Source organism: Thermosulfurimonas sp. F29 (assembly GCF_019688735.1).
Classification (GTDB): Bacteria; Desulfobacterota; Thermodesulfobacteria; order Thermodesulfobacteriales; family Thermodesulfobacteriaceae; genus Thermosulfurimonas_A.
This window is the reverse complement of the sequence record NZ_JAIFYA010000003.1, coordinates 437,190-460,058: the sequence shown is the minus strand read 5'-3', so window position 1 is coordinate 460,058 and position 22,869 is coordinate 437,190. Positions and strand designations below refer to the sequence as shown.

General features: G+C 59.8%; 25 protein-coding genes. 10 read left to right on the top strand and 15 right to left on the bottom strand.

The window, feature by feature from the left end; translation table 11 throughout:
* Nucleotides 1–51 precede the first annotated feature (51 nt).
* Genes K3767_RS10710 through K3767_RS10695 form a run of 4 tightly spaced genes read left to right on the top strand, consistent with a single transcriptional unit; the run spans nucleotide 52 to nucleotide 3,952 of the window.
* The gene (locus K3767_RS10710; RefSeq protein ID WP_221173574.1) at nucleotides 52–357 is read left to right on the top strand and encodes a DnaJ domain-containing protein; all 306 of its coding nucleotides are present in this window, start codon (nucleotides 52–54) and stop codon (nucleotides 355–357) included.
* Nucleotides 358–360: 3 nt separating this feature from the next.
* Nucleotides 361–1,590, top strand: a complete 1,230-nt coding sequence (locus K3767_RS10705; protein ID WP_221173573.1) for an aspartate kinase — start codon at nucleotides 361–363, stop codon at nucleotides 1,588–1,590.
* Nucleotides 1,587–3,188 (top strand): citramalate synthase, encoded by a 1,602-nt coding sequence (cimA, locus tag K3767_RS10700; RefSeq protein ID WP_221173572.1) that lies wholly within the window; start codon nucleotides 1,587–1,589, stop codon nucleotides 3,186–3,188. The genes K3767_RS10705 and cimA overlap by 4 nt, the downstream gene beginning before the upstream one ends.
* Nucleotides 3,188–3,952, top strand: a complete 765-nt coding sequence (locus tag K3767_RS10695) for an AAA family ATPase (RefSeq protein WP_221173571.1) — start codon at nucleotides 3,188–3,190, stop codon at nucleotides 3,950–3,952. The genes cimA and K3767_RS10695 overlap by 1 nt, the downstream gene beginning before the upstream one ends.
* A 42-nt stretch (nucleotides 3,953–3,994) precedes the next feature.
* Here the strand turns inward: K3767_RS10695 and K3767_RS10690 are convergent, their stop codons facing one another.
* Nucleotides 3,995–4,195, bottom strand: coding sequence for a hypothetical protein (locus K3767_RS10690; RefSeq protein ID WP_221173570.1), 201 nt, complete (start codon nucleotides 4,193–4,195; stop codon nucleotides 3,995–3,997).
* A gap of 140 nt (nucleotides 4,196–4,335) precedes the next feature.
* Between K3767_RS10690 and K3767_RS10685 the strand changes: the two genes are divergently transcribed.
* The 4 genes from K3767_RS10685 to rimO are packed head-to-tail and all read left to right on the top strand — an operon-like array spanning nucleotide 4,336 to nucleotide 7,787.
* Nucleotides 4,336–5,334 carry a murein L,D-transpeptidase family protein gene (locus tag K3767_RS10685; protein WP_221173569.1) on the top strand — a complete coding sequence of 333 codons (999 nt, stop codon included), beginning with the start codon at nucleotides 4,336–4,338 and terminating at the stop codon, nucleotides 5,332–5,334.
* A complete protein-coding gene (gene panC / locus K3767_RS10680; protein ID WP_221173568.1) occupies nucleotides 5,231–6,076 on the top strand; it encodes a pantoate--beta-alanine ligase in 846 nt (281 codons plus the stop codon). The genes K3767_RS10685 and panC overlap by 104 nt, the downstream gene beginning before the upstream one ends.
* Before the next feature lie 13 nt (nucleotides 6,077–6,089).
* On the top strand, nucleotides 6,090–6,470 hold the full coding sequence (gene panD, locus K3767_RS10675) for an aspartate 1-decarboxylase (RefSeq protein ID WP_221173567.1): 381 nt from the start codon (nucleotides 6,090–6,092) through the stop codon (nucleotides 6,468–6,470).
* Between the two features lie 12 nt (nucleotides 6,471–6,482).
* Nucleotides 6,483–7,787 carry a 30S ribosomal protein S12 methylthiotransferase RimO gene (gene rimO, locus K3767_RS10670; RefSeq protein ID WP_221173566.1) on the top strand — a complete coding sequence of 435 codons (1,305 nt, stop codon included), beginning with the start codon at nucleotides 6,483–6,485 and terminating at the stop codon, nucleotides 7,785–7,787.
* On the opposite strand, the gene hypF is transcribed toward rimO, so the two are convergent.
* The 14 genes from hypF to K3767_RS10600 form a co-directional block, all read right to left on the bottom strand.
* A complete protein-coding gene (gene hypF, locus K3767_RS10665) occupies nucleotides 7,755–10,049 on the bottom strand; it encodes a carbamoyltransferase HypF (RefSeq protein ID WP_221173565.1) in 2,295 nt (764 codons plus the stop codon). The two genes, rimO and hypF, sit on opposite strands and share 33 nt — an antisense overlap.
* Nucleotides 10,046–10,717, bottom strand: a complete 672-nt coding sequence (gene hypB / locus K3767_RS10660; RefSeq protein ID WP_221173564.1) for a hydrogenase nickel incorporation protein HypB — start codon at nucleotides 10,715–10,717, stop codon at nucleotides 10,046–10,048. Before hypB ends, hypF begins: the two co-directional genes overlap by 4 nt.
* Nucleotides 10,710–11,051 (bottom strand): hydrogenase maturation nickel metallochaperone HypA, encoded by a 342-nt coding sequence (locus K3767_RS10655; protein WP_221173563.1) that lies wholly within the window; start codon nucleotides 11,049–11,051, stop codon nucleotides 10,710–10,712. Before K3767_RS10655 ends, hypB begins: the two co-directional genes overlap by 8 nt.
* Nucleotides 11,044–11,277, bottom strand: a complete 234-nt coding sequence (locus K3767_RS10650; protein WP_221173562.1) for a HypC/HybG/HupF family hydrogenase formation chaperone — start codon at nucleotides 11,275–11,277, stop codon at nucleotides 11,044–11,046. Before K3767_RS10650 ends, K3767_RS10655 begins: the two co-directional genes overlap by 8 nt.
* Entirely contained in the window at nucleotides 11,268–11,765 is a 498-nt protein-coding gene (locus tag K3767_RS10645; RefSeq protein ID WP_221173561.1) for a hydrogenase maturation protease, read from the bottom strand. Before K3767_RS10645 ends, K3767_RS10650 begins: the two co-directional genes overlap by 10 nt.
* A 6-nt stretch (nucleotides 11,766–11,771) precedes the next feature.
* On the bottom strand, nucleotides 11,772–12,443 hold the full coding sequence (gene cybH, locus K3767_RS10640) for a Ni/Fe-hydrogenase, b-type cytochrome subunit (protein ID WP_221173560.1): 672 nt from the start codon (nucleotides 12,441–12,443) through the stop codon (nucleotides 11,772–11,774).
* Nucleotides 12,444–12,456: 13 nt separating this feature from the next.
* Nucleotides 12,457–14,169, bottom strand: a complete 1,713-nt coding sequence (locus K3767_RS10635; RefSeq protein WP_221173559.1) for a nickel-dependent hydrogenase large subunit — start codon at nucleotides 14,167–14,169, stop codon at nucleotides 12,457–12,459.
* Nucleotides 14,170–14,181: 12 nt separating this feature from the next.
* A complete protein-coding gene (locus K3767_RS10630; protein ID WP_221173558.1) occupies nucleotides 14,182–15,285 on the bottom strand; it encodes a hydrogenase small subunit in 1,104 nt (367 codons plus the stop codon).
* 144 nt (nucleotides 15,286–15,429) lie between these two features.
* Entirely contained in the window at nucleotides 15,430–16,749 is a 1,320-nt protein-coding gene (locus K3767_RS10625; RefSeq protein WP_221173557.1) for a nickel-dependent hydrogenase large subunit, read from the bottom strand.
* Entirely contained in the window at nucleotides 16,718–17,533 is an 816-nt protein-coding gene (locus K3767_RS10620) for a hypothetical protein (RefSeq protein ID WP_221173556.1), read from the bottom strand. The genes K3767_RS10625 and K3767_RS10620 overlap by 32 nt, the downstream gene beginning before the upstream one ends.
* Complete coding sequence (locus K3767_RS10615) at nucleotides 17,514–17,906, bottom strand: hydrogenase iron-sulfur subunit (RefSeq protein WP_221173555.1); 393 nt, start codon at nucleotides 17,904–17,906, stop codon at nucleotides 17,514–17,516. Before K3767_RS10615 ends, K3767_RS10620 begins: the two co-directional genes overlap by 20 nt.
* Entirely contained in the window at nucleotides 17,903–19,780 is a 1,878-nt protein-coding gene (locus K3767_RS10610; RefSeq protein ID WP_221173554.1) for a CoB--CoM heterodisulfide reductase iron-sulfur subunit A family protein, read from the bottom strand. The genes K3767_RS10615 and K3767_RS10610 overlap by 4 nt, the downstream gene beginning before the upstream one ends.
* The gene (locus K3767_RS10605; protein ID WP_221173553.1) at nucleotides 19,777–20,571 is read right to left on the bottom strand and encodes a heterodisulfide reductase-related iron-sulfur binding cluster; all 795 of its coding nucleotides are present in this window, start codon (nucleotides 20,569–20,571) and stop codon (nucleotides 19,777–19,779) included. Before K3767_RS10605 ends, K3767_RS10610 begins: the two co-directional genes overlap by 4 nt.
* Nucleotides 20,568–21,353 (bottom strand): 4Fe-4S dicluster domain-containing protein, encoded by a 786-nt coding sequence (locus K3767_RS10600; protein ID WP_221173552.1) that lies wholly within the window; start codon nucleotides 21,351–21,353, stop codon nucleotides 20,568–20,570. Before K3767_RS10600 ends, K3767_RS10605 begins: the two co-directional genes overlap by 4 nt.
* A 161-nt stretch (nucleotides 21,354–21,514) precedes the next feature.
* On the opposite strand from K3767_RS10600, the gene K3767_RS10595 reads away from it, so the two are divergent.
* The gene (locus tag K3767_RS10595; RefSeq protein WP_221173551.1) at nucleotides 21,515–22,105 is read left to right on the top strand and encodes a DUF6657 family protein; all 591 of its coding nucleotides are present in this window, start codon (nucleotides 21,515–21,517) and stop codon (nucleotides 22,103–22,105) included.
* Nucleotides 22,102–22,857, top strand: a complete 756-nt coding sequence (larB, locus tag K3767_RS10590) for a nickel pincer cofactor biosynthesis protein LarB (RefSeq protein WP_221173550.1) — start codon at nucleotides 22,102–22,104, stop codon at nucleotides 22,855–22,857. Before K3767_RS10595 ends, larB begins: the two co-directional genes overlap by 4 nt.
* The last annotated feature ends 12 nt before the right edge of the window (nucleotides 22,858–22,869 follow it).

The following is a 22,869-nucleotide window of genomic DNA, read 5'->3' as shown; positions in this document are numbered from 1 at the left end:
GGATCAAAGGAGATTGAATCTTCGGAGTTTAGGATTATTCTAAATTGCACTATGTTTTCCCACAAGTGGGCCAAAATCGAGGAGGCGCGGCGTCTCCTGGGATTGCCCCGGGAGACCACCAGGGCCGAGATTCGCAGGGCCTACCGCCGGCTTGCGGCCCGGTATCATCCCGATCGGGCCGGAGACGCCGAGAAGATGAGGGCCCTGAACGAGGCCTATCGCCTCCTTATGGACTACTGTGAGCATTACCGAATCGAGCTGGCTCCCAACGACCGCGGGGCCGACGCCGCGGAGTGGTGGTTTCTCCACTTCGGGGAAGACCCGGTATGGGCCGGGAAAAAGGGCGAGGAGGGGTAGCGGATGCTCATCGTGCAGAAGTTCGGAGGTACCTCCGTAGGGGATCTCGAGCGCATTCGGAAGGTGGCCCGCAGGGTGGCCCGGGCCCGGGACGAGGGGCACGATCTGGTGGTGGTGGTCTCGGCCATGGCCGGGGAAACGGATCGTCTTTTATCGCTGGCTCACGAGATCACGCCGGAGCCCTCGCCACGGGAGCTGGACATGCTGGTGGCCACCGGGGAGCAGGTCACCGCTTCGCTTCTGGCCATCACGCTTAAAAGCATGGGTTACGCGGCCCGGGCCTTTCTGGGGTTTCAGATCCCCATTCTCACCGACGGGCTTTTCACCAGGGCCCGTATCCAGGACATCCGCACGGATCGTCTTCGGGAGGCCCTTTCCCGGGGGGAAATAGCGGTGGTGGCCGGCTTCCAGGGGGTAACCGAAGACGGAGACATCACCACCTTGGGACGCGGCGGTTCGGACACCACCGCGGTGGCCCTGGCGGCGGCGCTCAGGGCCGATCTGTGCGAAATCTTCACGGATGTGGAGGGGGTTTACACCGCGGATCCCCGGATCGTGAGCCGGGCCCGCAAGATCGAAAAAATCTCCTACGAGGAGATGCTCGAGCTGGCCAGCGCCGGGGCTAAGGTGCTGGAGATCCGGGCCGTGGAGTTCGCCATGATCTACAAGGTCCCCGTGCATGTCCGCTCCACCTTTTCCGAAGCACCGGGGACCATCATCACCGAGGAGGACGAAGACATGGAGAAGGTCCTGGTTTCAGGGGTTACCTACAATCGCAACGAGGCCCGCATCAGCCTCTACGGCGTGCCGGATGTGCCGGGGGTGGCGGCCAAGATCTTCGGCCCCATCGCCGAACGGGGCATCCTGGTGGACATGATCATCCAGACCGGTCGCCCAGACGGGAAGGCCGATCTCACCTTCACCGTGCCCCGCACCACCCTGCGGGAGGCGGTGAGGATCGTGGAGGAGGTGGCCCGGGAGATCGGGGCCGAAAAGGTGGAAAGCTCCGAGGACATCGCCAAGGTCTCCATCGTGGGGGCGGGGATGCGCACGCACGCCGGAGTGGCCTCCCGGATGTTCGAGACCCTGGCCCGGCACGGCGTGAACATCATGATGATCTCCACCTCGGAGATCAAGGTCTCCTGCGTGATTGACGAGAAGTACACCGAGCTGGCCGTAAGGGCCCTGCACGAGGCCTTCGGACTGGATCAACCACCGCAGGAGGAAAAATGAGCCGCCGCATCGAGATCTACGACACCACCCTCAGGGACGGCACCCAGGCCGAGGAATTCAACCTCTCGGTGGAGGACAAGATCCGGGTGGCCCTGAAGCTCGACGAGCTGGGTATCGATTACATAGAAGGGGGCTGGCCCGGTTCCAATCCCAAGGACGCCCGGTTTTTCAAGGAGATTCGGGACTACCACCTCAAACACGCCCGGATCGCCGCCTTCGGCAGCACCCATCATCCCCGCAAGGAGGCCCATCTGGACGAAAACCTCCTGGCCCTCCTGGAGGCCAAAACCCCGGTGGTCACCATCTTCGGCAAGTCCTGGACCGTACATGTGAAGGAGGCCCTCAAGACCACCCTGGAACGAAATCTCGAGATCATCGAGGCCTCGGTGCGGTTTCTGCGTCCCCATGTGGAAAGGCTCTTTTACGATGCCGAGCACTTTTTCGACGGTTTCAAGGATGATCCGGACTACGCGGTGGAGACCCTCCGCCGGGCCCGCGGGGCCGGAGCCGATGTGCTGGTGCTGTGCGACACCAACGGGGGGACGCTTCCCCACGAGGTGGCCGAGATCATCCGGGAGGTCAGGAAACGGCTGGGTCGCAACCTCTCCTTCGGCATCCACGCCCACAACGATTCGGAATGCGCGGTGGCGAACAGCCTGGTGGCCGTGCTCGAAGGGGCCTCGCAGGTGCAGGGCACCGTAAACGGCGTGGGGGAACGCTGCGGGAACGCCAACCTGTGTTCCATCATCCCCAACCTGGTGCTCAAGATGGGCTACACCTGCACCGCCGGCGAAAACCTCTCCCGGCTCACGGAGGTCTCCCGTTTCGTCTTCGAGGTGGCCAACCTGCCCCACCCCAGACACCTCCCCTATGTGGGGCGCAGTGCCTTCGCCCACAAGGGCGGGGTGCATGTCTCGGCCATACTGCGCCACCCGCGCACCTACGAACACATCAATCCCGAGCTCGTGGGTAACATCCGACGGGTCCTGGTGTCGGACCTTTCCGGGCGCAGTAACATCGTGTACAAGGCCCGCCAGTTCGGACTGGAGCTCTCCGCCGAGGATCCGGTGGTGGCGAAGATCGTGGAGGAGGTCAAAAAACGCGAGGCCGAGGGATACGAGTTTGAGGCGGCGGAGGCCTCGCTGGAGCTTCTCATGTATCGCCTGCTGGGAGAACCCCGGGAATACTTCGAACTGCTGGGTTATCGGGTGCTCGACCTCCGTCCCTCGCGCGAGGTCTCACCCCTGGTGGAGGCCACCGTGGTGGTGCGGGTTCCGCCGGGGGTGGGCGAGGTGGAACACACCGCCGCGGTGGGCAACGGCCCGGTGAACGCCCTGGATCACGCCATCCGCAAGGCCCTGGAGCGTTTCTATCCCCAGCTCCGGGAGATGAAGCTCGAGGACTACAAGGTCCGGGTCCTTCCCGGCATTCCGGGGACCGGGGCCCGGGTGCGGGTCCTCATTACCTCCCGGGATTCCGAACATCAGTGGAGCACCGTGGGGGTGTCGGAGGACATCCTCGAGGCCAGCTGCCAGGCCCTGGTGGAAAGCTACACCTACAAACTCTTTCTGGATCGAAAACGCCGAGGAGGGGAATGATGGCCGTCCGCGTGGCTCTTGCCGGAAAGGGAGGCACGGGAAAGACCACCACCGCCGCGCTTCTGGTGCGGTTTCTGGTGGAGTCCGGACGCACTCCGGTTCTGGCCGTGGATGCGGATCCCAACGCCAACCTGAACGAACTCCTGGGGCTTGAGGTGGAAACCACCCTGGGGGAGATCAAAAACGAACTGCGCACCAGCGTGCCCGAGAGCATGGCCCGGGGGGACTTCATGGAAATGCGGGTCCACGAGGCCCTGGTGGAGGCCGAGGGGTACGATCTCCTGGTGATGGGACAACCCGAGGGGCCGGGATGCTACTGCGCCGCCCATTCCTTTCTTTCTCAGGCCCTGCAGAAACTGGAGCGCAGTTACGCCTACATGGTGGTGGACAACGAGGCCGGCATGGAACACCTCTCCCGCCTCAACATGACCGAAATCGACCACCTCCTGGTGGTCTCGGACGCCTCTTCCCGGGGGGTGCTCACCGCCGCCCGTATCGCCGCCCTGGTGAAACCCCTTCAGCTCCAGGTGAGCCACAAGTGGCTCCTGGTGAACCGGGCCCCCGAGGAAATTCCCGAGGCCCTGGACAAACATGTCCGCGAGGTATGCGCCCGGGAAGACCTCAAACTTCTGGGATACCTTCCGGAAAGCGAAAGGGTCTTCGAACTGGAAATAAATCAGAAACCGCTCTGGGAACTGTCCGCTGAAGACCCCTTCCTGCGAAAGGCCTACGGCCTGTTTGAGAAACTGATGGCCACTTCCTGAAGGAGAAGGGGGAGCGGCGCATCGCTCCCCCTCAACTTTCCTTTAGCAACCCTCCACGGCCACCTTCTTTTTGATTTTGACCTTCACCTCCTGGCCGGCCTTGGCCTTACACTTCCCCTTGATCGCAATTACCATGGTGCTGCCGTCGAACTCCTTGATGGTCCCCTTGCAGGACTTGGCCAGAGCACCCATGGGAGCCGCAAAGACCATCGCCATCGCTAAAGCCATAATTTTCCTCTTCATGGTGACACCTCCCCTGTAATTTTTTACTGGTAGTTTACAATATAAGTTCCATGAAAGGGAAGTTCAAATACCTTAATATCGTAAAATCAGAAATTGGTGCAATTTATTCCATAATATACTCGTTTAACTTATTTTTCATCATGATTATTGTTTTATTTTTCTGTTTTAATGTGGTCTGTTTTGGAAATGACTATGGTCGATATGTGGTGGTGGAAAAAAGCCGGCGGGAGGTTAGGCTTTACGAGGACGGACGGATGGTAGGGGTTTTCCCCTGTTCGCTGGGGCTGGGAGCGGAAAGTCCCAAGCGCTCCCGGGGGGATTTCGCCACCCCGGAAGGGCTTTACTTTGTTCGGGAGAAGCATCCTTCCCGCAAATACTATCTTTTTGTGGAGCTGGATTATCCCGCTCTCAAGGACATCCTGCGGGCTCACTGGGAGGGGCGTCTTTCCGATCCCCTTTTTTCGCAGTACCTGCGGGCCTGGAGCGACGGGCGAATCATCAGGGGGCCGCTGGGTTATGCGGTGGGGCTTCACGGCGGTGGGCTCGTCCGGAGGGAGGGAAATAAGATCCTGCGGGACTGGACTCACGGCTGCATCGCTCTCCGCAACGCGGATATGCAACGCCTATATCGTTTCGTGAGGAAGGGTACCCCCATTCTTATTTACAACCGGAAGCGCCCGCTGGTGGAGACCCTGGCCGAGGTGGTGCCGCTCGTCTTCTCGCCGGAGGGCTGGCAGGGGCGTCTATCCCTTTCCTTTCCGGAGATGAACCTCTCCCTGGATATTCTCGTTACCGGCCGGAGGGACGGTTTGCGGACCCTGGAAATAGCGGGCACGAACCTCTCCGACGGACGCCCGCTTTTCTATGTCCGCGACCTCAACGGAAACGGGCGACTGGATCCCCTGGATACGCTCTATTCGGACCTGCAGGGTTTCCCCGGAGGATACCCCGCTCTGCAACGCTTCATCCTTGATGAGCTTCCCCGAAAGGTATTAAACTTGGTTCAGGAAAACCGTCGGGGCTGGAGAATGGTGAATGGAGGTCATCCGGCGCGTAAAGGAGATGCAGAGCCGGTCCGAGGAACTTCGCCGGGCCGGAAAACGGCTGGGGTTCGTGCCCACCATGGGATACTTCCATGAGGGGCACCTGGCCCTCATGCGGAAGGCCCGGGAGCTGGCCGATGTGGTGGTGGTCTCCGTGTTCGTGAATCCCATCCAGTTCGGTCCCCAGGAGGACTACGGACGCTATCCGCGGGATCCGGAGCGGGATCGGCGCCTGGCGGAGGCCGAGGGGGTGGACATCCTCTTCGCACCCTCGGTGGAGGAGATGTATCCCCCGGGGTTTCAGACCTATGTGGAGGTCACCGAGCTCAGTAAACCCCTCTGCGGTGCCCGGCGTCCCGGGCACTTTCGCGGGGTGACCACGGTGGTGCTCAAGCTCTTCAACATCGTGAAGCCTCACCTGGCCGTTTTCGGGGAGAAGGACTACCAGCAACTCAGGGTCATCCAACGCATGGTGCGGGATCTGAACCTGGAGGTGGAGATCGTACCGCATCCCACGGTGCGCGAGCCGGATGGCCTGGCCATGAGTTCCCGGAATGTGTATCTCCGCCCGGAAGAGAGGGAATCGGCCCGGTCTCTTTTCCGGGCCCTGGAGCTGGCCCGGCGACGCGTGGCGGAGGGGGAAAGAGAGGCCGCTCGCTTAAGAAAAGAACTCGAGGAATTCATCAGCCGGCACCCTTATACCCGGATTGATTACATCGAGTTTCGTGATCCGGAAACCCTGGAGGAAAAGTCCCGGCTCGAGGGAAGAACGCTTCTCGCCCTTGCGGTCTTTGTGGGAAAGGCCCGACTCATAGACAACATCGTTCTGGAATCCTGATGGGGGGAAGGCCGTGCTGCGTCGGTTTCTTAAAGGGAAGATCCATCGGGTTCGGGTTACCGGAAAGGAACTTTACTACGAGGGAAGTCTCACGCTGGATCCCGAGCTTCTCGAGGCCGCGGGGTTTTCTCCCTTCGAGGCGGTCTGGGTCTACAACCTGGCCAACGGGGCCCGGTTCGAGACCTATGTGATCGAGGGGGAACGGGGTTCCGGGGAGGTGGTGCTCAACGGCGCCGCGGCCCGGCAGGGCGAGATAGGCGACGAGATCATTATCGTGGCCTACGCCTGGGTCCCGGAGGAGGACCTTCCGAACTTTCGGGTGCGCCTGGTACATGTGGACGAGAATAACCGCGTGCGGGAGGTCCGGGAGGCCCGGCCCGGGGTCTCCGGTTAACGGGAGTCCGGCTTGAAGGTCTACGCCGTAAGTCTGGGCTGCCCCAAAAACCGCACCGACACCGAAAAACTCCTGGCCCGGCTTGTGGAACTCGGAGCCGAGCCGGTCCTTTCCCCGGAGGAGGCGGACCTCCTTCTGGTGAACACCTGCGCCTTCATCCGGCCCGCGGTGCGGGAATCCATTGACACCGTGCTGGAACTCGCCGAGGGGAAAAGACCGGGGCAAAGGCTCGCCGTGGTGGGCTGTCTGGTGGCCCGCTACCGGGAGAAGGTGCGGGAGGCCCTTCCCGAAGCGGACATCCTCTGCGGAATCGAGGCCTTCAGACAACCGGAGGTGTTCCTGGAGGACTCCCGGCCATTGGTGCTCAAACCTCGAGGCCCCGAGACCATCGAACGGGTGCTAACGGAAAGCCCCTTCTACGCCTACCTCAAGGTCACCGAGGGTTGCCGACACGCCTGCTCTTTTTGTTCCATACCGCGCATAAGAGGTCCCCTGCGAAGCCGCCCCGAGAAAGACATACTTGCGGAGGCCCGGCGGCTCGTCTCTCAAGGGGTGCGCGAGATCGTCCTGGTGGGACAGGATGTCTCCGCCTACGGCCTTGACCGGAGAGAAAGAACGCTTCCAGGGCTCATAAAGCGCCTTCTTTCGGAAGTGCCCGGTTCCTTTAGGCTACGCCTCCTCTATCTATATCCCGAAGGGATAACCCCGGAACTTCTTGAGCTCTTTGCGGAGGAGTCCCGCCTGGCCCCCTACGCGGACCTCCCCGTGCAGCACGCCCACCCCGAGATCTTAAAAAGAATGCGTCGACCTTACCGATCCGAGGAGCTCCTCGAGCTTATGAGACGGTTCCGTAAGGCCCGTCCGGAAATCGGCCTACGCACTTCGGTCATCGTGGGTTTCCCGGGGGAGGGCGAGGAGGAGTTCGAGGCCCTGCTTCGCTTCCTTTCCGAGGCCCGGTTCGACCACCTGGGAGCCTTCGTCTTTTACCCCGAGGAGGGTACCCCGGCCGCACGGTTTAAGCCCCGGGTGCCCTACCGCGAGGCGGCAAGGCGGCGGCACCGGGTTATGGCCCTCCAGCGGGAGATCTCCCGCGAAAACCTCCAAAGGCGGGTGGGAAGCGAGGATGTAGTGCTGGTTACCGGATACGACGCGCGGGGGCGGCCCGTGGGCCACGCCGGTTTCCAGGCCCCGGAGGTGGACGGGCACACCGTGGTGGTAAAGGGAATCCCGGTGGAACCCGGCGATCTGGTACGGGTGCGTTTTATCCGTGCTTTTACCTACGACCTATGGGCCGAGGCCCTGGAACGCCTGGACTAGACTGGCCCAGACCACCTGACCGTAGGAGATCCCTCCGTCGTTCGGGGGTACCGATTCGGAAAAGATCGGCTCGAGCCCCCGGGCCTCAAGTCCCTCCGCGACCATCTTAAGGAGAAGGGCGTTCTGAAAACATCCTCCGGAAAGGGCCACTTCCCTCACCCCCAGCCTTTCGACCCAGGTGTTCACCGTCTCCAGCAGGGCCGCGGCAAGCCTCCGGTGAAAGCGGAAGGCTATCAGGTTCCGGGGGACTCCGGCCTCGAGGTCCCTGAGCACCGCCTCGATAAGGGCTGTTCCCCGGATGCGGCCATTTTCGGTATCCGGCGACACGGAACCTCCGGATTCTTCCTCCGGTATCTCCGAGGCCAGCCCTTCGAGCCTTAAGGCCAGTTCTCCCTCGTAGCCGTTTCGCAGACCGAGCCCCAGGAGCACGGCCGCGGCCTCAAAGAGCCTTCCGGCGCTGGAGGTGAGGGGGGTGTTAAGGCCCCTTTCCGTCTGGAGGGCCACCAATTCCACGGCCTCCATCGGAAGATCCGGAGCCAGGGCCCGGAGTCTTCTTACGGCCTCCCCGGGGCCGAAAATTCCGGAAAGGAGGGCCAGGGCCACCCGCCAGGGTTCCCTCTCGGCGGCCTCCCCTCCGGGAAGGGGGAAGGGGGAGATACCCCCCACCCGGCGGTACCTCTGCCCTTCCAGGAAAAGGATCTCCCCGCCCCAGATGGTCCCATCCGCCCCCAGCCCCGCGCCGTCAAGCACCAGGGCCAGAGCCTTCCCCCCGGCCCGGCCTCCCAGGGCGGCGTAGGCGTGGGCGGCGTGGTGCTGAAGCTTCAGGAGAGCCAGGCCTTTTCGGGACGCCGTGTCCTCGGCAAACCGCGACGAGAGATAGTCGGGATGGAGATCGGAGATCAGAACCTCCGGTTCCACGGAAAGAAGGGCCTGATAACGACTGAGCGTGCGCCGTAAGAGTTCCAGGGTGGCCAGCGCTTCCAGGTCTCCCAGATGCGGACCGGGGAAGGCTTCACCACCCCGGGTAAGGGTAAAGGTGTTCTTGAGAAGGGCCCCCACCCCCAGGAGGCCGGTTCTTTCCCGGGGGAGTTCCAGGGGTTCCGGGACAAAACCCCGGGCCCGGCGAATAAGGATGCGTCTTGAATCGCAGAAGCGCACCACCGAGTCGTCCACCGGATTGACGATCCGGCGGTCGTGAAAAAGAAAGAAGTCCGCCAGTTCCGATAGCCTTCGCAGAGCCTCATCGTTTTCGAAACAGAGGGGTTCCTCGGAAAGATTGCCGCTGGTCATGACCAGGGCCTTCCCGGGCCAGGCGGAAAGGAGGAGGTGATGGAGGGGAGTGTAAGGAAGCATGATCCCCACCCACTCAAGTCCCGGAGCCACGGCCTCGGCCAGGGGAAAAGGCCGGGCCTTTCGGGCCAGCACGATGGGGGCCTCGGGGGAACTCAGGACCTCCGTCTCCGCCGGAGAAAGCTCGGCAATCCCTCCGGCCGTCTCGAGATCCCGCACCATAACCGCAAAGGGTTTCGTCGGCCGCCGCTTGCGCCTGCGGAGAAGCCTTACCACCCGTTCGTTCTCGGCGTCACAGACCAGGTGAAATCCACCGAGGCCTTTTATCGCCCAGATCGCTCCCTCCCTCAGGGTCCGGACCACGAATTCCCACAGGTTTCTCACCGGAATCCGGGTTCCCCGCCGATCACAGATCCAGAGCCCCGGACCGCAACGCGGACAGGCGTTCGGTTCGGCATGGAAACGGCGGGAACGGGGGTTGCGATATTCCCGCAGGCAGTCCGGGCACATGGGGAATTCCCGCATGGAGGTTCTGGCCCGGTCGTAGGGGAGGGCCTCGATCACGGTGTAACGGGGGCCGCAATCGGTGCAGTTGGTGAAGGGGTAGCCGAAGCGACGGTCGGAGGGATCGCGCACCTCGGAAAGACACGCCGCACAGGTGGCCACATCCGGGGGGACGAGGGTGCTGGGGGGGCCGGAGGTACTATCCGCAATGGCAAACCCGGAGAAGGATTGCGGGGGAAGGGCCCGTACCGATAGGGCCCGGATGCGGGAGAGGGGAGGCCTTCGGGCCAGCAGCTCCCGCAGGAAATCCGAAAGCGCCCCGGGAGGCCCGGAAACCAGGATCTCCACCCCTTCGGGCACATTCCGGGCCTGGCCGGAAACGCCGCTTTCCTCCGCGAGCCGGACCAGAAAGGGACGAAACCCCACTCCCTGGACCCGGCCTCGCACCAGGAGGCGAAGGGTCTTCATAGGAGGGAAGAGACAAACCTCACCCAGGCCGCAAGCCCCTCACCCGTTCTGGCCGAAAGGGGGAAGACCTCCAGGGTCGGGTTTATCCTTCGGGCGAGTTCGACGATTCGGTCCGGATCCACATCCAGATAGGGCAGGAGATCTATCTTGGTAAGGACCAGGGCCCGGGCCCGCCGGAAGGCCTGAGGATACTTTTCCGGTTTGTCCTCTCCCTCGGTGACCGAGAGCACCACCACGGTGAGGTGTTCGCCCAGATGAAAGTCGGCGGGACACAGGAGGTTGCCCACATTTTCGATGAAGACCAGCTCCGGGGAGTGCTCCACGAGATCGTGAAAGGCCCGGTGCACCATTCGGGCGTCGAGGTGGCATATTCCCCCCGTGGTCACCGCCGCCACCGGCAATCCCAGCCTGGAAAGCCTTTCGGCGTCGCGCCGCGTCTCCGGATCACCCTCGATGACGGCCATCCTCCGGCCCGAAAGGGCGTGCACCGTGGCCTCGATGAGGGAGGTCTTGCCGGCACCGGGAGACCCCACCAGATTGATCACCCGTACCCCCAGACGCTCAAACCACTCCCGGTTACGCCGGGCTGCTTCCTCGTTCCCGGCAAGTAGCTCCCGGGAAACCTCGAGGCGCAGGGTACGCTCCCCGCAGCCGCAGGTCTCACACATCCAGTTCCACCTCCCTCAACAGCAATTCCTCACCGGAAAGAACGCTCTTGCCCGGGTCTCCGCATCCCGGACACACGGCAAAGTAATCCCCCTCGAACTCCCTTCCACATCGCTGACACCGGAAGCGTCCCGGCACCAACACCAGCTGCATCTCGGTCTCCCTCAACTCCTCCACCGTCTCCCGCAGGGCCTCGTAGGCCAGCCGAAAGGCCTCGGGGTCCACCCCGGAAAGGGCCCCTATTTCCACCGAAAATCTCAGGATCCGTCCCCCCTCCCGCCGTGCGATTTCCAGGAGCTCCTCCGCAAGCGCCGCCGCAAGACCGGCCTCATGCATGGCCTACGGTTTCCTCTATCTCCCGCAGGAGTCTCCAGGTCTCCCGGGCCTCCTCCGGACGGATCTTCTGGATGGCGAATCCCACATGGACGATCACCCAGTCGCCGGGGGCCAGCTCCTCCTCGGGAATCAGGTGGAGGTACACGGGCATTTCCACTCCCTCGGCCTCGGCCACCCCCACCGGATAATCGATTTCCTTAAGGCGCATGGGCACCCCTACGCACACGCCTCCCGCCTCCGCAAAGGAATTCCCTCCCGGTTCAGCTCCGCTTCGAGCCACTCCAGGGCCCGATCCAGGGCTTCCCTCAACGGAGGGGATAGCCCCAGACCGGGGGATAGATCCCGGGGCACGGCCGCCAGCACCCGCAACTTGCGCGGAAAAACACCGGCAAACTCCGCAAACCTGAGGGCCTCCACCAGGCCGAAATCGTGCATGGAACGCGGCCTGAGCACCTCAAAGCGACTCAGCCCCTCCTCGTCAAAGACGAGGAGGGTCCCCGCCGGAGCCGATTCCGCCACCACATCCACCACCACGGCCAGATCCTTGTCTCGCAGGTAATCTATAAGGGAAAGCCCCAGACAGCCTCCGTCCACCACTTCGAGCTCCGGAGGAAGGGCGTAGCGGTTCTCCAGCTCCCGCACCACATGTACCCCGAATCCCTCGTCCTTCAGCAGGAGGTTGCCCACCCCTACCACCAGGGCCTTTCCCTTCATTAAAGTCTAGTCCTCCTCTACATCGGCCGGCATGAACTTGGAGCCGGAAAAGGCCCCGGAAATGATGGCCTCGGGCGCCTTGAAGTCGTTCCAGATGGCGATGTAGAGGTGCACGATCACGAAGAAGATGAAGCACCAGTGAAGGATGTAGTGGATAAAACGGGCCATCTGCATGGAACCGAAAAGGGCCACTCCCATCCGGTCGATCCAGGAGACATCCGGATAGAGCATGTAAAGTCCCGTAAGGGACATCGTTATGGCCGCGAGAAACAGCAGGAAGTAAATGGTTCCGGCCAGCACCGTGTGTCCCATGCGCCATTCGTGTTCGTCGGTGAGGTACAGGTAGAACTTGAGGGACTGCCAGAAGGAACGCAGATTGCGGCGATTGACGGGCAGAAAGTCGGTAGCCCGCTCGTAGCGGTTTCCGAAAAAGAGGAGGTAAATCCTCACCGCAAGAGCGGCCATAAAGACATAGGCCGCGGCGAAGTGATAGTAACGCAGCGTGGCCATGAGATGCTGGGGTTTGAATTCCGCCCACTTGGTGGTGATGGGTGGATAGTGGATGTAGATTCCGGTGAGAAGGAGGACCGCACACGATAAGGCAAAAGCCCAGTGGAAAAGCCGCAGGGCCCAGCTCCAGACGAAAACCCGACGGTAAAGCCTCTTCTCCCTTTTCATGGTTATCCCCCCTTTAAAGGGCCTTTACCCTTACGATCTCCCTGCGGGCCGGGTCCAGTACATGCACCGCACAGGCGATGCAGGGATCGAAGGAGTGGATGGTCCGCAGGACCTCCAGCGGTTTTTCCGGCACGGCCACCGGATTGCCTAAGAGGCTGGCCTCGTAGGGGCCGCGTTTGCCCAGCTGACACCTGGGGCTCACATTCCAGGTGGAGGGCACCACCGCCTGGTAGTTCCTGATCTTCCCGTTATCTATGACCACCCAGTGCGAAAGCGCTCCCCGGGGGGCTTCGTGAAACCCGAACCCCATAATCTCTCCTTTGGGGAAGGTCGGGGGTTTGCGGTAGGGATAGATCTCGAGGTTTCCGTGGGCGATGTTCTGCATGAGGAGGTCCAGGTGTTTGAGGGCCAGGTCCGCCAGCACCGCGGCCCGGATGGCCCGGGCCACCTGCCGTCCCATGGTGGAATGAAAATCTTTGATGGTGATCCTTTTCCCGGAGATGGACGAGATCCTCTTCAGGGCCTCGTCGGTCCACTTTTTGATCTCCTTGTGCCCCAGGGCGTAGCCCACCAGCACCTGCGCCAGGGGCCCCACCTGCATGGGCTCTCCGGTAAAACGCGGGGCCTTGGCCCAGGAGTACTTGCCCTTTTCCTCAAAGCCGGTATACCGGGGGACGGTGTCCTCCTGCCAGGGGTGGCGGGTCCAGTCCCCGTCGTACCAGGAATGGGTAATGCTCTCGGCCACATTGTCCCGGAAGTAGGGGTCGTTGAAGCTACCGATGGGTTTAACCGAGTTGAGATCCCCGTTAAAGATCGTTCCCCCCGGCAGATCAAACCTGGTGCCCCGGGTATCTAAGGGGAGGTCGGGCACGGCCAAATAATTGGTCACCCCCGCTCCGATCTTGAACCATTCGGAATAAAGAGCCGCAAGGGCCACCGCATCCACAAAGTAGACCCGGTGCACGAAGTCCCGGACCCGGAGAAGGAGTTCCCGGGCCCAGGCCAGGCGTTCCATGTTGAGGGTGGCCTCGTTTTCCGGATTGATGGCCAGAGCCACTCCTCCCACGATTACCGTCTGGATGTGCGGGGTCTTGCCCCCGAAAATGGCCACCACTTGGTTGGCCTTGTACTGATAATCCAGGGCCTGTAGATAGTGCGCCACGGCGAGGAGGTTCACCTCCGGCGGGAGCTTCATGGCCGGGTGCCCCCAGTAGCCGGTGCTGAAGGGGCCGAGCTGCCCGCTGGCCACGAACTTCTCGAGTCTCTTTTTGACCTCCCGGAATAGGGTCACGCTGTTTCCGGGCCAGTCCGAGAGGCTCTGGGCCAGGCGGGCGGTCTTTACCGGGTCGGCCTTGAGCGCCGAGACCACATCCACCCAGTCCAGGGCCGAAAGGTGATAGAAGTGCACGATGTGGTCGTGGAGGGCGTGGGCGCAGAGAATGATGTTCCGCACATATTGAGCGTTAAGGGGGATTTCCATCTGAAGGGCGTTTTCCACGGCCCGCACCGAGGCGATGGCGTGCACGGTGGTGCAGACCCCGCAGAACCGCTGGGTGAAGGCCCAGGCATCTCTAGGATCCCTCCCCCTAAGGATAACCTCGATGCCCCGCCACATCTGGGCCGAGGCCCAGGCCTCCCGCACCCGGCCTCCCTCCACCTCCACATCGATGCGCAGGTGCCCCTCGATTCGGGTAACGGGATCTATGGTGATCTTCTTACGCGCCATAGTTCGCCCCCTTTATTCTTCATGGGAATCTTTATCGACGGTTTTAGGGCCGACCACGCTTTTGACCGCTTTTTTGAGCACACCGGCAGCGGCATGAGCCGCTACCACTGCCGCCGCGGCCCCCACCGCCACCTTGCCCACCTTTTCGGCCTCGGCCCTGACTCCTCCGCCCACAGGAATGTAGATCTTGGGAAGATGCTCGTAGAAGGGACTCATTCGATCCCAGAATTCCGGCTCGGTGCACCCTATGCACGGATGGCCGGATCCTATCGGCCAGGCTCCCACATCGCAGAAGCGCAGAACCGGGCAGTTGGAATAGGTAACCGGCCCCTTGCACCCCACCTTGTAAAGACAGTAACCCTTCTGATGGGCGGGATCCCCGAAGGATTCCACGAAACGCCCTTCGTCGAAGTGGGGGCGTCGGGGACAGTGATCGTGTATCCTTCGACCATAGGCAAACTTGGGACGGGAAAGCTCGTCCAGTTCCGGTGGATGGCCGAAGGTGAGAATGTAGAGCACGGTGGAGAGGAAGTTGTAGGGATTGGGCGGGCACCCCGGGATGTTGATCACCGGCCTTCTCAGCACTTTGCCGAGACCCACCGCCCCGGTGGGATTGGGGGCCGCGGCCTGAATCCCTCCGAAGGCCGCACAGGTCCCTATGGCGATCACCGCCCCGGCCTTCTCTCCCACCTCCCGGGCTATCTCGAGGGCCGTGCGCCCTCCGATCTGACAGTATATCCCGCCGTCTTTGGTGGAGATACCGCCCTCCACCACGCAGATGTAGCGCCCCTCGTACCTCTTGAGGGCGGCCTTGAGGGCCTCCTCGGCCTGCTCACCGGCCCCGGCCATGAGAGTCTCGTGATACTCAAGGGAGATGAGCTCCAGGATAAGGCGACCCAGCGGGGGATGCGAGGAGCGCAGGAGACTCTCCGTGCATCCGGTACATTCCATGAAATGGAGCCAGATCACCGGCGGTCGTTCCGGAGACCTTACCGCGGCGGCCACCCGGTCCACCATCTCCACGGGCAATCCCATGGTGGCGGTGGCTATGGTGCAGATCTTGAGAAAGTCCCGACGGGAAAGCCCCCCTGCCGCTAGGGAAGGAATCCTGGCCATCTTCCCCTCCTTATGTTTTTAACATTCAAATTGTACGGAAGATCTTCTCTTTAGTCAATTCTAATTTACAGGTCTTTTCGACTTTTAGAGACGAAAAGAGAAATTTGTAAAATTTTTTAGAATAAAAATTGACAAAATTTTACTTTATCGTAAAATAGCAGCCTTATAATGTTGCTTTTTCTCGGGGAAAAGGAGATGTATCATGCATGGTACGCATGGATCATAGGCTCTTATAATCTCTTCAAGGAAGAAAAGGACATTTTCAGAAATTTTAGTGGTCTTTTTTAGAGAATTTTCTAGGTCTTCTTTCAGGGCCTTCAGGTTCTGGGCGGTTGGGGTCAGAATGCGCAGCCATGTTATGCGTCCCAGCCCATCTATGCGATAATGGTGGATGAGAAGTCCCCGGGGGGCCTCCACCAGGCCCACCCCTTCGGGATTGCCCGGCCCGAGGTCCGTTTTTTCTTCGGGGAAAAACTCCTCCAGAGTTTCCACTTCCTGGAGAAGTTTTTCCGCGGCCAGCATGAGCTCATAGACCCTAAAGAGATGTAAGAGCGCGGGGGAGAGTCCTTTTAACTGTTTTAAACAGTTAAATAGTTTTTCGCGAAGCTCCGCGAGAACGGAGTCCCGCGGAGGGGACCAGAGACGAAAACGCGCCCATGGGCCCACCATGTAGGTTTTTCCTTTAAGGGAGGTTTCTTCCCCTCCCGGGGATTCCACAAGAACTTTTCGATAATCCTCTACTGCCTGGATGGTTTTCCGGAAGACCAGGAGACTTCCCTCCGTGAAATCCGATCCAAGGGCCACAAGGCCTCTTTCTTTTCGCAGAGGAAGAAAGATTTTCTCCCGGAGCAAGGCATCCCGGGAGAAGACCTCCCAGAAAATCCGGCCTAAAGAGAAAATTTTTTTTTGGACCTTCCGTGTGACCTCTCCGAGGAATTTAATTCGGGAGGAATCAAGCGGGGTTCCCCAGCTCCCGGGCAGTCCACTTCCGCCGTGAAGTTTCCTTCCTCCTATGGTCTCAAGAATGGTGGCCAGGCCCTTTCGGGCTGCGAGAAACTCCGGAAGGATTCCTTTTTCTTTAAGGAAACATAGGGAATCCTTTTTTTCCGAGGAGGTTTCCGGAAGAGCAAACAGAGAGAGTACCGTGAGATGGTCCCGTATGAAGCCGGCCAGAAAGAAGATTCGCCGTATGCGCTGCACCTGGGGGGGAGGAGGGCTCCTAAAAATCTGATCCAGGGCCTTGAGGGAGGCCAGGTAATGGGCCTCGGCGCAGATGCCGCAGATCCGGCTGGCCAGAAAGGGCATCTCCTCCACCCGACGCCCCACGCAGAAATGCTCGAATCCCCGGAACGCTTCACTGGTAAACTTGATCCGGCTTACCCTGTGTCGTTCATCAAGGACTATTTCCAGCCCCGCCTCACCCTCTATGCGTTTAAGGGGTCTTATGCTGATTTTTTTCCCCATCGATGTCTTCCTTTTTGATCCGAAGAATGGGACTTTCGGCCAGAAAAAAGCGGAAGAGGATCCCCACCGGATCCACAAGCGCCCTCAAGAATTCCTCCCCTTCGGCCGAAGGTACAGCGGAGGCCAGGGCGGAGAGAAAGCGTTCCCCTGAAAAGGGATCCAGGGGGCCGTAACACCCCCGACAGGGTTCTCCCGCCCGTATACACACGGCCCCGCAACCTCCCCGGGTAACCGGCCCCGAGCAGATTATCCCCAGGGCCAGAAAACATTCCTTCCGCGAGGTTCCTCCCGTGATTCTTAATGCGCCTTTGATTCGAAAGGCCTGCCTTTCCCGGGGGCACTCCTTGCAGAGGGAGACCGGTGGGTCCTCTCTCTCTTTTCCCTGCCGTAAATCCTCGAGATGCTTGCGCAGGGTATGGGCCTCCGGAGGGCATCCGGGGATAAATCTATCGCAGGGGACCACCCGGGATACCGGTCGGGGGCCCTCCTCTTTTTCCCAGAGGAGACCGGGAATTCCTCCGTAAAGGGCGCAGGCTCCCACCGCTACTAAAGATCTAGCCCGTCTGCGCAGGGTTCTCACCGTCCTTTCCTGTTCCGGGGTTCTTATTGCTCCGCAAACCAGGGCTATATCGATGTGAATTGTCCTTTCCGGAGCTTCCGTCACCCCGAGCTCCGGCCAGTAAACCACCTCAAGTTGATGGAGTAGCCATTCCGGGAGATCCTCCAGAAAGAAACGGAGATCACACCCACCGCAGGACAGGGCATTATAAAGAGCTACCTTCACCGGTAAGTTCCCTCCATAGACGCCAGATTTCCCGGTAAAGCCTTTCCCCCTCCCCGGAACCCACCCATATCGTGCGTACCCGGTCGCGAGAAATTTCCATAGCGGCAAGTAGTTTGCGGTAAGCCGTTATCCTGAGAGAAGCCCGGGTGTTCCCTTCACGAAAATGGCACTGGCCTCTGGGGCATCCCCCTATCAGAACTCCGGTCGCGCCCCGGTAAAGGGCTTCGGTGATCCAGGCGAGTTCTAATGCACCGGTGCAATTTATTCGCACCGGGAGGAAACCTTCGGGTAATTTCAATCGCCTATGGGCCAGATTTTCCAGGGCCTTAGCGGCACACCATTGGCACAGAAATCCTACCAGAACCGGTTTCATGTAAGGAGCACCTCCATGACCGACGACATTCTCGGGATCCCGGACAGGTGCAGGGCTCCCGAGGGGCATGCGCTAACACAGATTCCGCATCCGGTGCAGAGTTGATGGAGAATCCGCAGCCCCTGTGGTCCGGGGGCCAGTGCCTTGAAGGGGCAGCTTTCCAGACACAGGTAACATCCACCGCAGAGACTTTCCTCTACTTTTAGGCGGAAAGGGGTCAGGCTGATTTCGGGCTGTGTAAGGAATCTTATCGCTTCAAGAGCCGCGGCCTCCGCGGAGGCTATGGTTTCGGAGAGATCTCTGGGGCCGGCACAGGCTCCGGCCAGCCATATGCCCTGACGCACCGTCTCCGCGGGATGGGTCTTGGGTTCCCGGGCCTCAAAGAAACCGCTTTCCCCCATACACAATCCCAGAAGAGCGGCCAGTTCGCCGGCTCCGAGCTCCGGCATAAATCCCGGTACCAGTACCACTATATCCATGTCCAGCCGGAGTTTTTTAAGGGCCAGCGTGTCCTCTACCTCAATGGTTAATCCTCCTTTCTGATCCGGATGCCAGGGTACCTCCGAGATATCGGCCACCCTCCCCCGTACAAACCGGATCCCCCTGGACAGTGCCTCTCGCCATAAACTCTCACCCTCCGGACCCTTGAGACGCAGATCCTGATAGAAGTGCCAGATCTCTAGTCCGGGAAATATCTCCTTCAATCGAAGAGAGAGTTTAAGAGCCAGACCGCAACAGATCTCCGAACAGTAAGGCAGATGATATCGATCCCTGCTTCCGGCACAATGGACAAAGGCCGCACGCCGGGGGGGTTTGCTCCCGGTAGGGAGGGGAGACTCTCCCACGCAGAATTTTTTTTCCAGATCAAAGAGAGTGAATACGCCGTCAAGTCTTTTGTAGCCATAATGGGCGATTCTTTCCACCGGGTAGGGACGAAATCCCGTGGCTACGATTATTCCACCCGCTCTAACAGTTCTGCGAGACCATCCTTCCTCGAAATTAACCGCTTTGCTAGCACATGTCCTTTCGCATCGCCGACAGTGATGGTTTTTGAAGCGCAAACACCGAAAGGGATTGATCACCGGAACCCTGGGGACCGGGTGGGGTACCGGCCAGTTAATAGCCGGAGGATCCAGCGGACAGGCTTCTATACACTTTCCGCAACCGTTACAACGATCCATCTGTACATACCGGGGACGTATCTCCAGATCCACCTCAAAGTTTCCCGCAAAGCCGGAAAGATTGAGTATGCGGGCCTGGGTGTAGATCTTCACTCCCCTGGCCCGAGCGATAGCCGAAAGGAGGGGGGAAAAGACACAGGAAGCGCATTCCAGCCGGGGATAGAGTCGATCCACATAGAGGGTTTTCCCTCCCAGAAAGGGTTCTCTTTCCACAAGAACCACCTCAAGACCGGCTTCGGAGGCCTTAAGGGCCGAGGTGATCCCTGCGGCTCCTCCTCCGATAATCAAAAGGACCGGAACGGGTTTGAGGATGTATCTCGGGATCTCCTCCATTTCCCGGAGAACTCTCCACCCGGCCCGGAGGAGCTTCAGGGCCTTCTCGGTGGGATTCCCGATGGTGCTCCAGGCCACCTCCTCCCGCAGGGCCACTATATGAAAACGCTTCACACCGATCTCCCGGAGGATCCTTTGAAAGGTCTCTCCGTGCAGATCCGGACTGCATGCCCCCACCAAAATTGCCGGGCAATTTCGGGCCTCCTGCCTCAAAAGGGACTGGCCTTCCGGGGAACAGAGAAAGGGATGTCGCAGCACCGGAAGACCCTCTTCCCGGAAGGTCCTTTCCAGATACGATAAATCAACAATCTCGGAGATGTTTCCCCCGCACTCGCACACAAAAATTTTTGCGAGCTTCAAATCAGGCCTCCCTCAAGTCCGGTAATGGCCGGGGGAAGTCCCAACCTCATTCCCAGAAGCTGGGGTAAATAGACCACTTTGAGGTCCTTCCGGGGCCCGTAGATCTCAAGATTGGTCTTGCATACGGGGCAACATACACCCATAAACCGGGCTCCGGTCCGCTCGGCGGCCAGGAGTAACCGGGTGCAGAGCTCCCTGATCACCGGGGAGTCCGTGCGAGGAAGATGTCCACCGCAGCAGTAATGAGCAAGGGAGTAGGGTTTAACTTCGAACCCGGAAATGTCGAGGAGTTTTTCCATGAGTCCGCTTTCTAAAGGAAAGGGTCGGGATAGGAAACAGCCATAAAAGGAAACCACGGGTATTTTTTCCCCCCGGCCTTTCACCTCGGAAACCAGCCGGGCAAGATTTTCCTTTTTACAGAGAAATTCCAGAAGATGGAGAATCTGCAGCCGTTCCGGACGATAACGGAGTCCTTCTTCCCGGAGTATGTCGTTTATGTGTTGGAGGGCTTCAGGATATTTTTGCAGTGCGCGGGAGGTCCTTTTTAGATTGTGGTAACAGAGGCTGCAAGTGGTAATAAGAATCCCCTCTTCGGCCAGGGCGAGATTCCGGGTTGCAAGAAACCAGCCCACTGTGGGTGGAAATCTCGCAATTTCCCGGGCTCCGCAGCAATTCCAGTCCTCAAGAATACTTATCTCCAGCTCAAGGGCCATAAAAAGGGCTTCCACCGCACGATGAAGTTCCCGGGCAAGATGCTGAGAGGCACATCCGGGATAGTAGAATATCCTCACCGGGAGGGTCCTCCGGAAAGAGCCAGCATTTTCCGGAAAAGACGGGGGTTTTTGACCGGGGAAGGGGGAGGGATCTCCTTCTGGCCCTCTGCCTGCGGGATCCGGAGGTGAATTTTTCTCTCACCACCGTCGCGTCGGAGCCGCACCTGATACGCGTGAACCGCTCCAAAATCAAAGCTTCGCCCCCTTTCCATGAGGAGCGTCCAGAAGAGACGGCTCCATTCTTCCTGAGGATATATCCTGGTCTTTCCCCTCTGGCTCTCCCTGCGGCACAGAAATTCAAAGAAGGATACCAGGGGGATTCCTTCGGGACAGCGTTCTTCACATAGATAACAGCCGATGCAGATCCAGGGAGTGTTAATTTCATCAACACCGCCTGGGTCCTCCAGATAGATCTGGATAACCCTCCAGGGAGAGCCGTCCATTTCCTCATATACCGGGCAAATACCCCCACAAATCCCGCAGAGAGTACATCGTTTGAGGAGATCAATCTCGGGAAAGATTTCCGCCTCGGGGGAGGGTTTTTCTTCCTCTTCCATCAGGAGCAACTCTCGAATCTCCCGGAGACGCAATCCTCTTTCCTTTAGTTCCAGTATCTTTTCCAGACGCTCCAGTGTGGAAGATGGATAAAAGAAACGCACCCCTCCGGAGGGTTGTCCCTTCCGGCGGCCTTTGGGCAGGAGTCCCAGTTGCACATAGTAAAGAAAGGTCCGTCTGGAGAGGCGTTTCCCCTTCTTAGAAAGCTCTGTCAGTATGTCCTCAATAGAAACCCACTTCTTCATCGTAGATGTTTTTAACAGGTAAACCCATCTTTTCCAAGTCTCCCGAGGGCCAGGGACACGCAAGCGAGATCTGATTTTGTGGGGGAAGGGGTGTTCGAGTACTTCAAGGTGATTTAAATTTTATAAGGAATTTCTAATCTTGTAATCCGGGAGGCTTCGCTATGGGGGAGATTCGCAGTGCGCTGGAGATCGCTCTGGAAAAGGCCGAGAAAATAGGCAAGGCTTCGAGGGAGGAGCTCCGGGCCCAGGAGTGTAGGGAAAAGGGTCAGAGGCTTGCGGCCCGGTTTCTTAACGAGGCGGACTTTGATCTTGCCGGCGAGATCGCTCGGCTTTCCCCGGAGGAGAAGATCCCGGTCCTTCGGGGCCTGGTGGAGGTCCTGGTCCGCAACCTGGTGCTCCCCCGGGACGAGTATGCCCTTAAAGAGGTGCGCCGGGCCCTTTCCGGTCTTGAGGTGGTCTTTTCCGCCTTCCCGGAGGTCAAAAACCTCACCCGGGAGATCGATCGGCTCCTCAGTCAGTACCTCAATCACCGGGAGGCCCTCTATCAGCAGCTCAAACAGCAATTTGAGGCCCAGCTCTCCGAGGTGGAAAAGACCCTCAGTGATCAGATGGGCGTCAAGGTAAAGGTGGATGTGGAGATGCAACCCCAGTTTCAGGAGGAGTGGCGAAAGCTACGGGATCAGCTCGACCCTCAATATCAGCGTCAGCTTGATTACCTGAAGGGTATCTTCGAAAAGGCTCTGGGAACATGACCCGTGAGAGGCTCAGGGATATCCTTGAGGCCCTTTCCGCCGGGCGCATCACCGTTTCTGAGGCTGAAGATCGTCTTCGTTATTTTCCCTATGAGGAGCTCGGTGGCGTCAAGCTGGACCATCACCGGGGGATCCGGAAGCACTTTCCGGAGATCATTTACGGTCCGGGGAAGACGGTGGAAGAGCTTCTTCGCATAGTGAAGAGTTTTCTCGAAAGGGATCTTCCTCTCCTCATCACCCGGGTATCTTCGGAGACGGCCCGGGAAATTCGGGAGAGATTCCCGGAGCTCGAATATCATTCCCGGGCCCGGATCCTTGGGAAACCCCGGAGGGGTCCGCGGGTGGGTCAGATAGCCATCCTTTCCGGAGGAACTGCGGATCTCCCCGTGGCCGAGGAGGCCAGGATAGCCGCCGAATATTTCGGCAACCGGGTGCAAACCTTCTACGATGTGGGAGTGGCCGGAGTCCATCGCCTCCTTTCTGTGGCCGAGGAACTGGAAAAGGCCAATGCCCTTATAGTGGTGGCCGGGATGGAGGGAGCCTTGCCCTCCGTGGTGGCCGGACTGGTGGATCGTCCGGTGATTGCCGTGCCCACCAGTGTGGGATACGGAGCCCATTTCGGTGGACTGGCTCCGCTTCTGGCCATGCTCAACTCCTGCGCGCCGGGGGTGGCGGTGGTAAATATTGACAACGGTGTCGGAGCGGCCTATTTTGCAAGTATAATTAACCAAATGTGTATAAAAAAAAACTAATGGGAGAGAACC

What these genes read in the sequence shown, in the direction of transcription:
- K3767_RS10655 (WP_221173563.1), bottom strand. Translation starts at nt 11,051, where the DNA reads ATGCATGAGGCCGGTCTTGCGGCGGCGCTTGCGGAGGAGCTCCTGGAA.
- K3767_RS10705 (WP_221173573.1), top strand. Translation starts at nt 361, where the DNA reads ATGCTCATCGTGCAGAAGTTCGGAGGTACCTCCGTAGGGGATCTCGAG.
- K3767_RS10685 (WP_221173569.1), top strand. Translation starts at nt 4,336, where the DNA reads ATGATTATTGTTTTATTTTTCTGTTTTAATGTGGTCTGTTTTGGAAAT.
- hypB (WP_221173564.1), bottom strand. Translation starts at nt 10,717, where the DNA reads ATGTGTGAGACCTGCGGCTGCGGGGAGCGTACCCTGCGCCTCGAGGTT.
- K3767_RS10645 (WP_221173561.1), bottom strand. Translation starts at nt 11,765, where the DNA reads ATGAAGGGAAAGGCCCTGGTGGTAGGGGTGGGCAACCTCCTGCTGAAG.
- K3767_RS10615 (WP_221173555.1), bottom strand. Translation starts at nt 17,906, where the DNA reads ATGAAACCGGTTCTGGTAGGATTTCTGTGCCAATGGTGTGCCGCTAAG.
- panC (WP_221173568.1), top strand. Translation starts at nt 5,231, where the DNA reads ATGGAGGTCATCCGGCGCGTAAAGGAGATGCAGAGCCGGTCCGAGGAA.
- hypF (WP_221173565.1), bottom strand. Translation starts at nt 10,049, where the DNA reads ATGAAGACCCTTCGCCTCCTGGTGCGAGGCCGGGTCCAGGGAGTGGGG.
- K3767_RS10600 (WP_221173552.1), bottom strand. Translation starts at nt 21,353, where the DNA reads ATGAAGAAGTGGGTTTCTATTGAGGACATACTGACAGAGCTTTCTAAG.
- K3767_RS10625 (WP_221173557.1), bottom strand. Translation starts at nt 16,749, where the DNA reads ATGGGGAAAAAAATCAGCATAAGACCCCTTAAACGCATAGAGGGTGAG.
- K3767_RS10695 (WP_221173571.1), top strand. Translation starts at nt 3,188, where the DNA reads ATGGCCGTCCGCGTGGCTCTTGCCGGAAAGGGAGGCACGGGAAAGACC.
- K3767_RS10635 (WP_221173559.1), bottom strand. Translation starts at nt 14,169, where the DNA reads ATGGCGCGTAAGAAGATCACCATAGATCCCGTTACCCGAATCGAGGGG.
- cimA (WP_221173572.1), top strand. Translation starts at nt 1,587, where the DNA reads ATGAGCCGCCGCATCGAGATCTACGACACCACCCTCAGGGACGGCACC.
- K3767_RS10630 (WP_221173558.1), bottom strand. Translation starts at nt 15,285, where the DNA reads ATGGCCAGGATTCCTTCCCTAGCGGCAGGGGGGCTTTCCCGTCGGGAC.
- K3767_RS10595 (WP_221173551.1), top strand. Translation starts at nt 21,515, where the DNA reads ATGGGGGAGATTCGCAGTGCGCTGGAGATCGCTCTGGAAAAGGCCGAG.
- cybH (WP_221173560.1), bottom strand. Translation starts at nt 12,443, where the DNA reads ATGAAAAGGGAGAAGAGGCTTTACCGTCGGGTTTTCGTCTGGAGCTGG.
- K3767_RS10710 (WP_221173574.1), top strand. Translation starts at nt 52, where the DNA reads ATGTTTTCCCACAAGTGGGCCAAAATCGAGGAGGCGCGGCGTCTCCTG.
- K3767_RS10690 (WP_221173570.1), bottom strand. Translation starts at nt 4,195, where the DNA reads ATGAAGAGGAAAATTATGGCTTTAGCGATGGCGATGGTCTTTGCGGCT.
- larB (WP_221173550.1), top strand. Translation starts at nt 22,102, where the DNA reads ATGACCCGTGAGAGGCTCAGGGATATCCTTGAGGCCCTTTCCGCCGGG.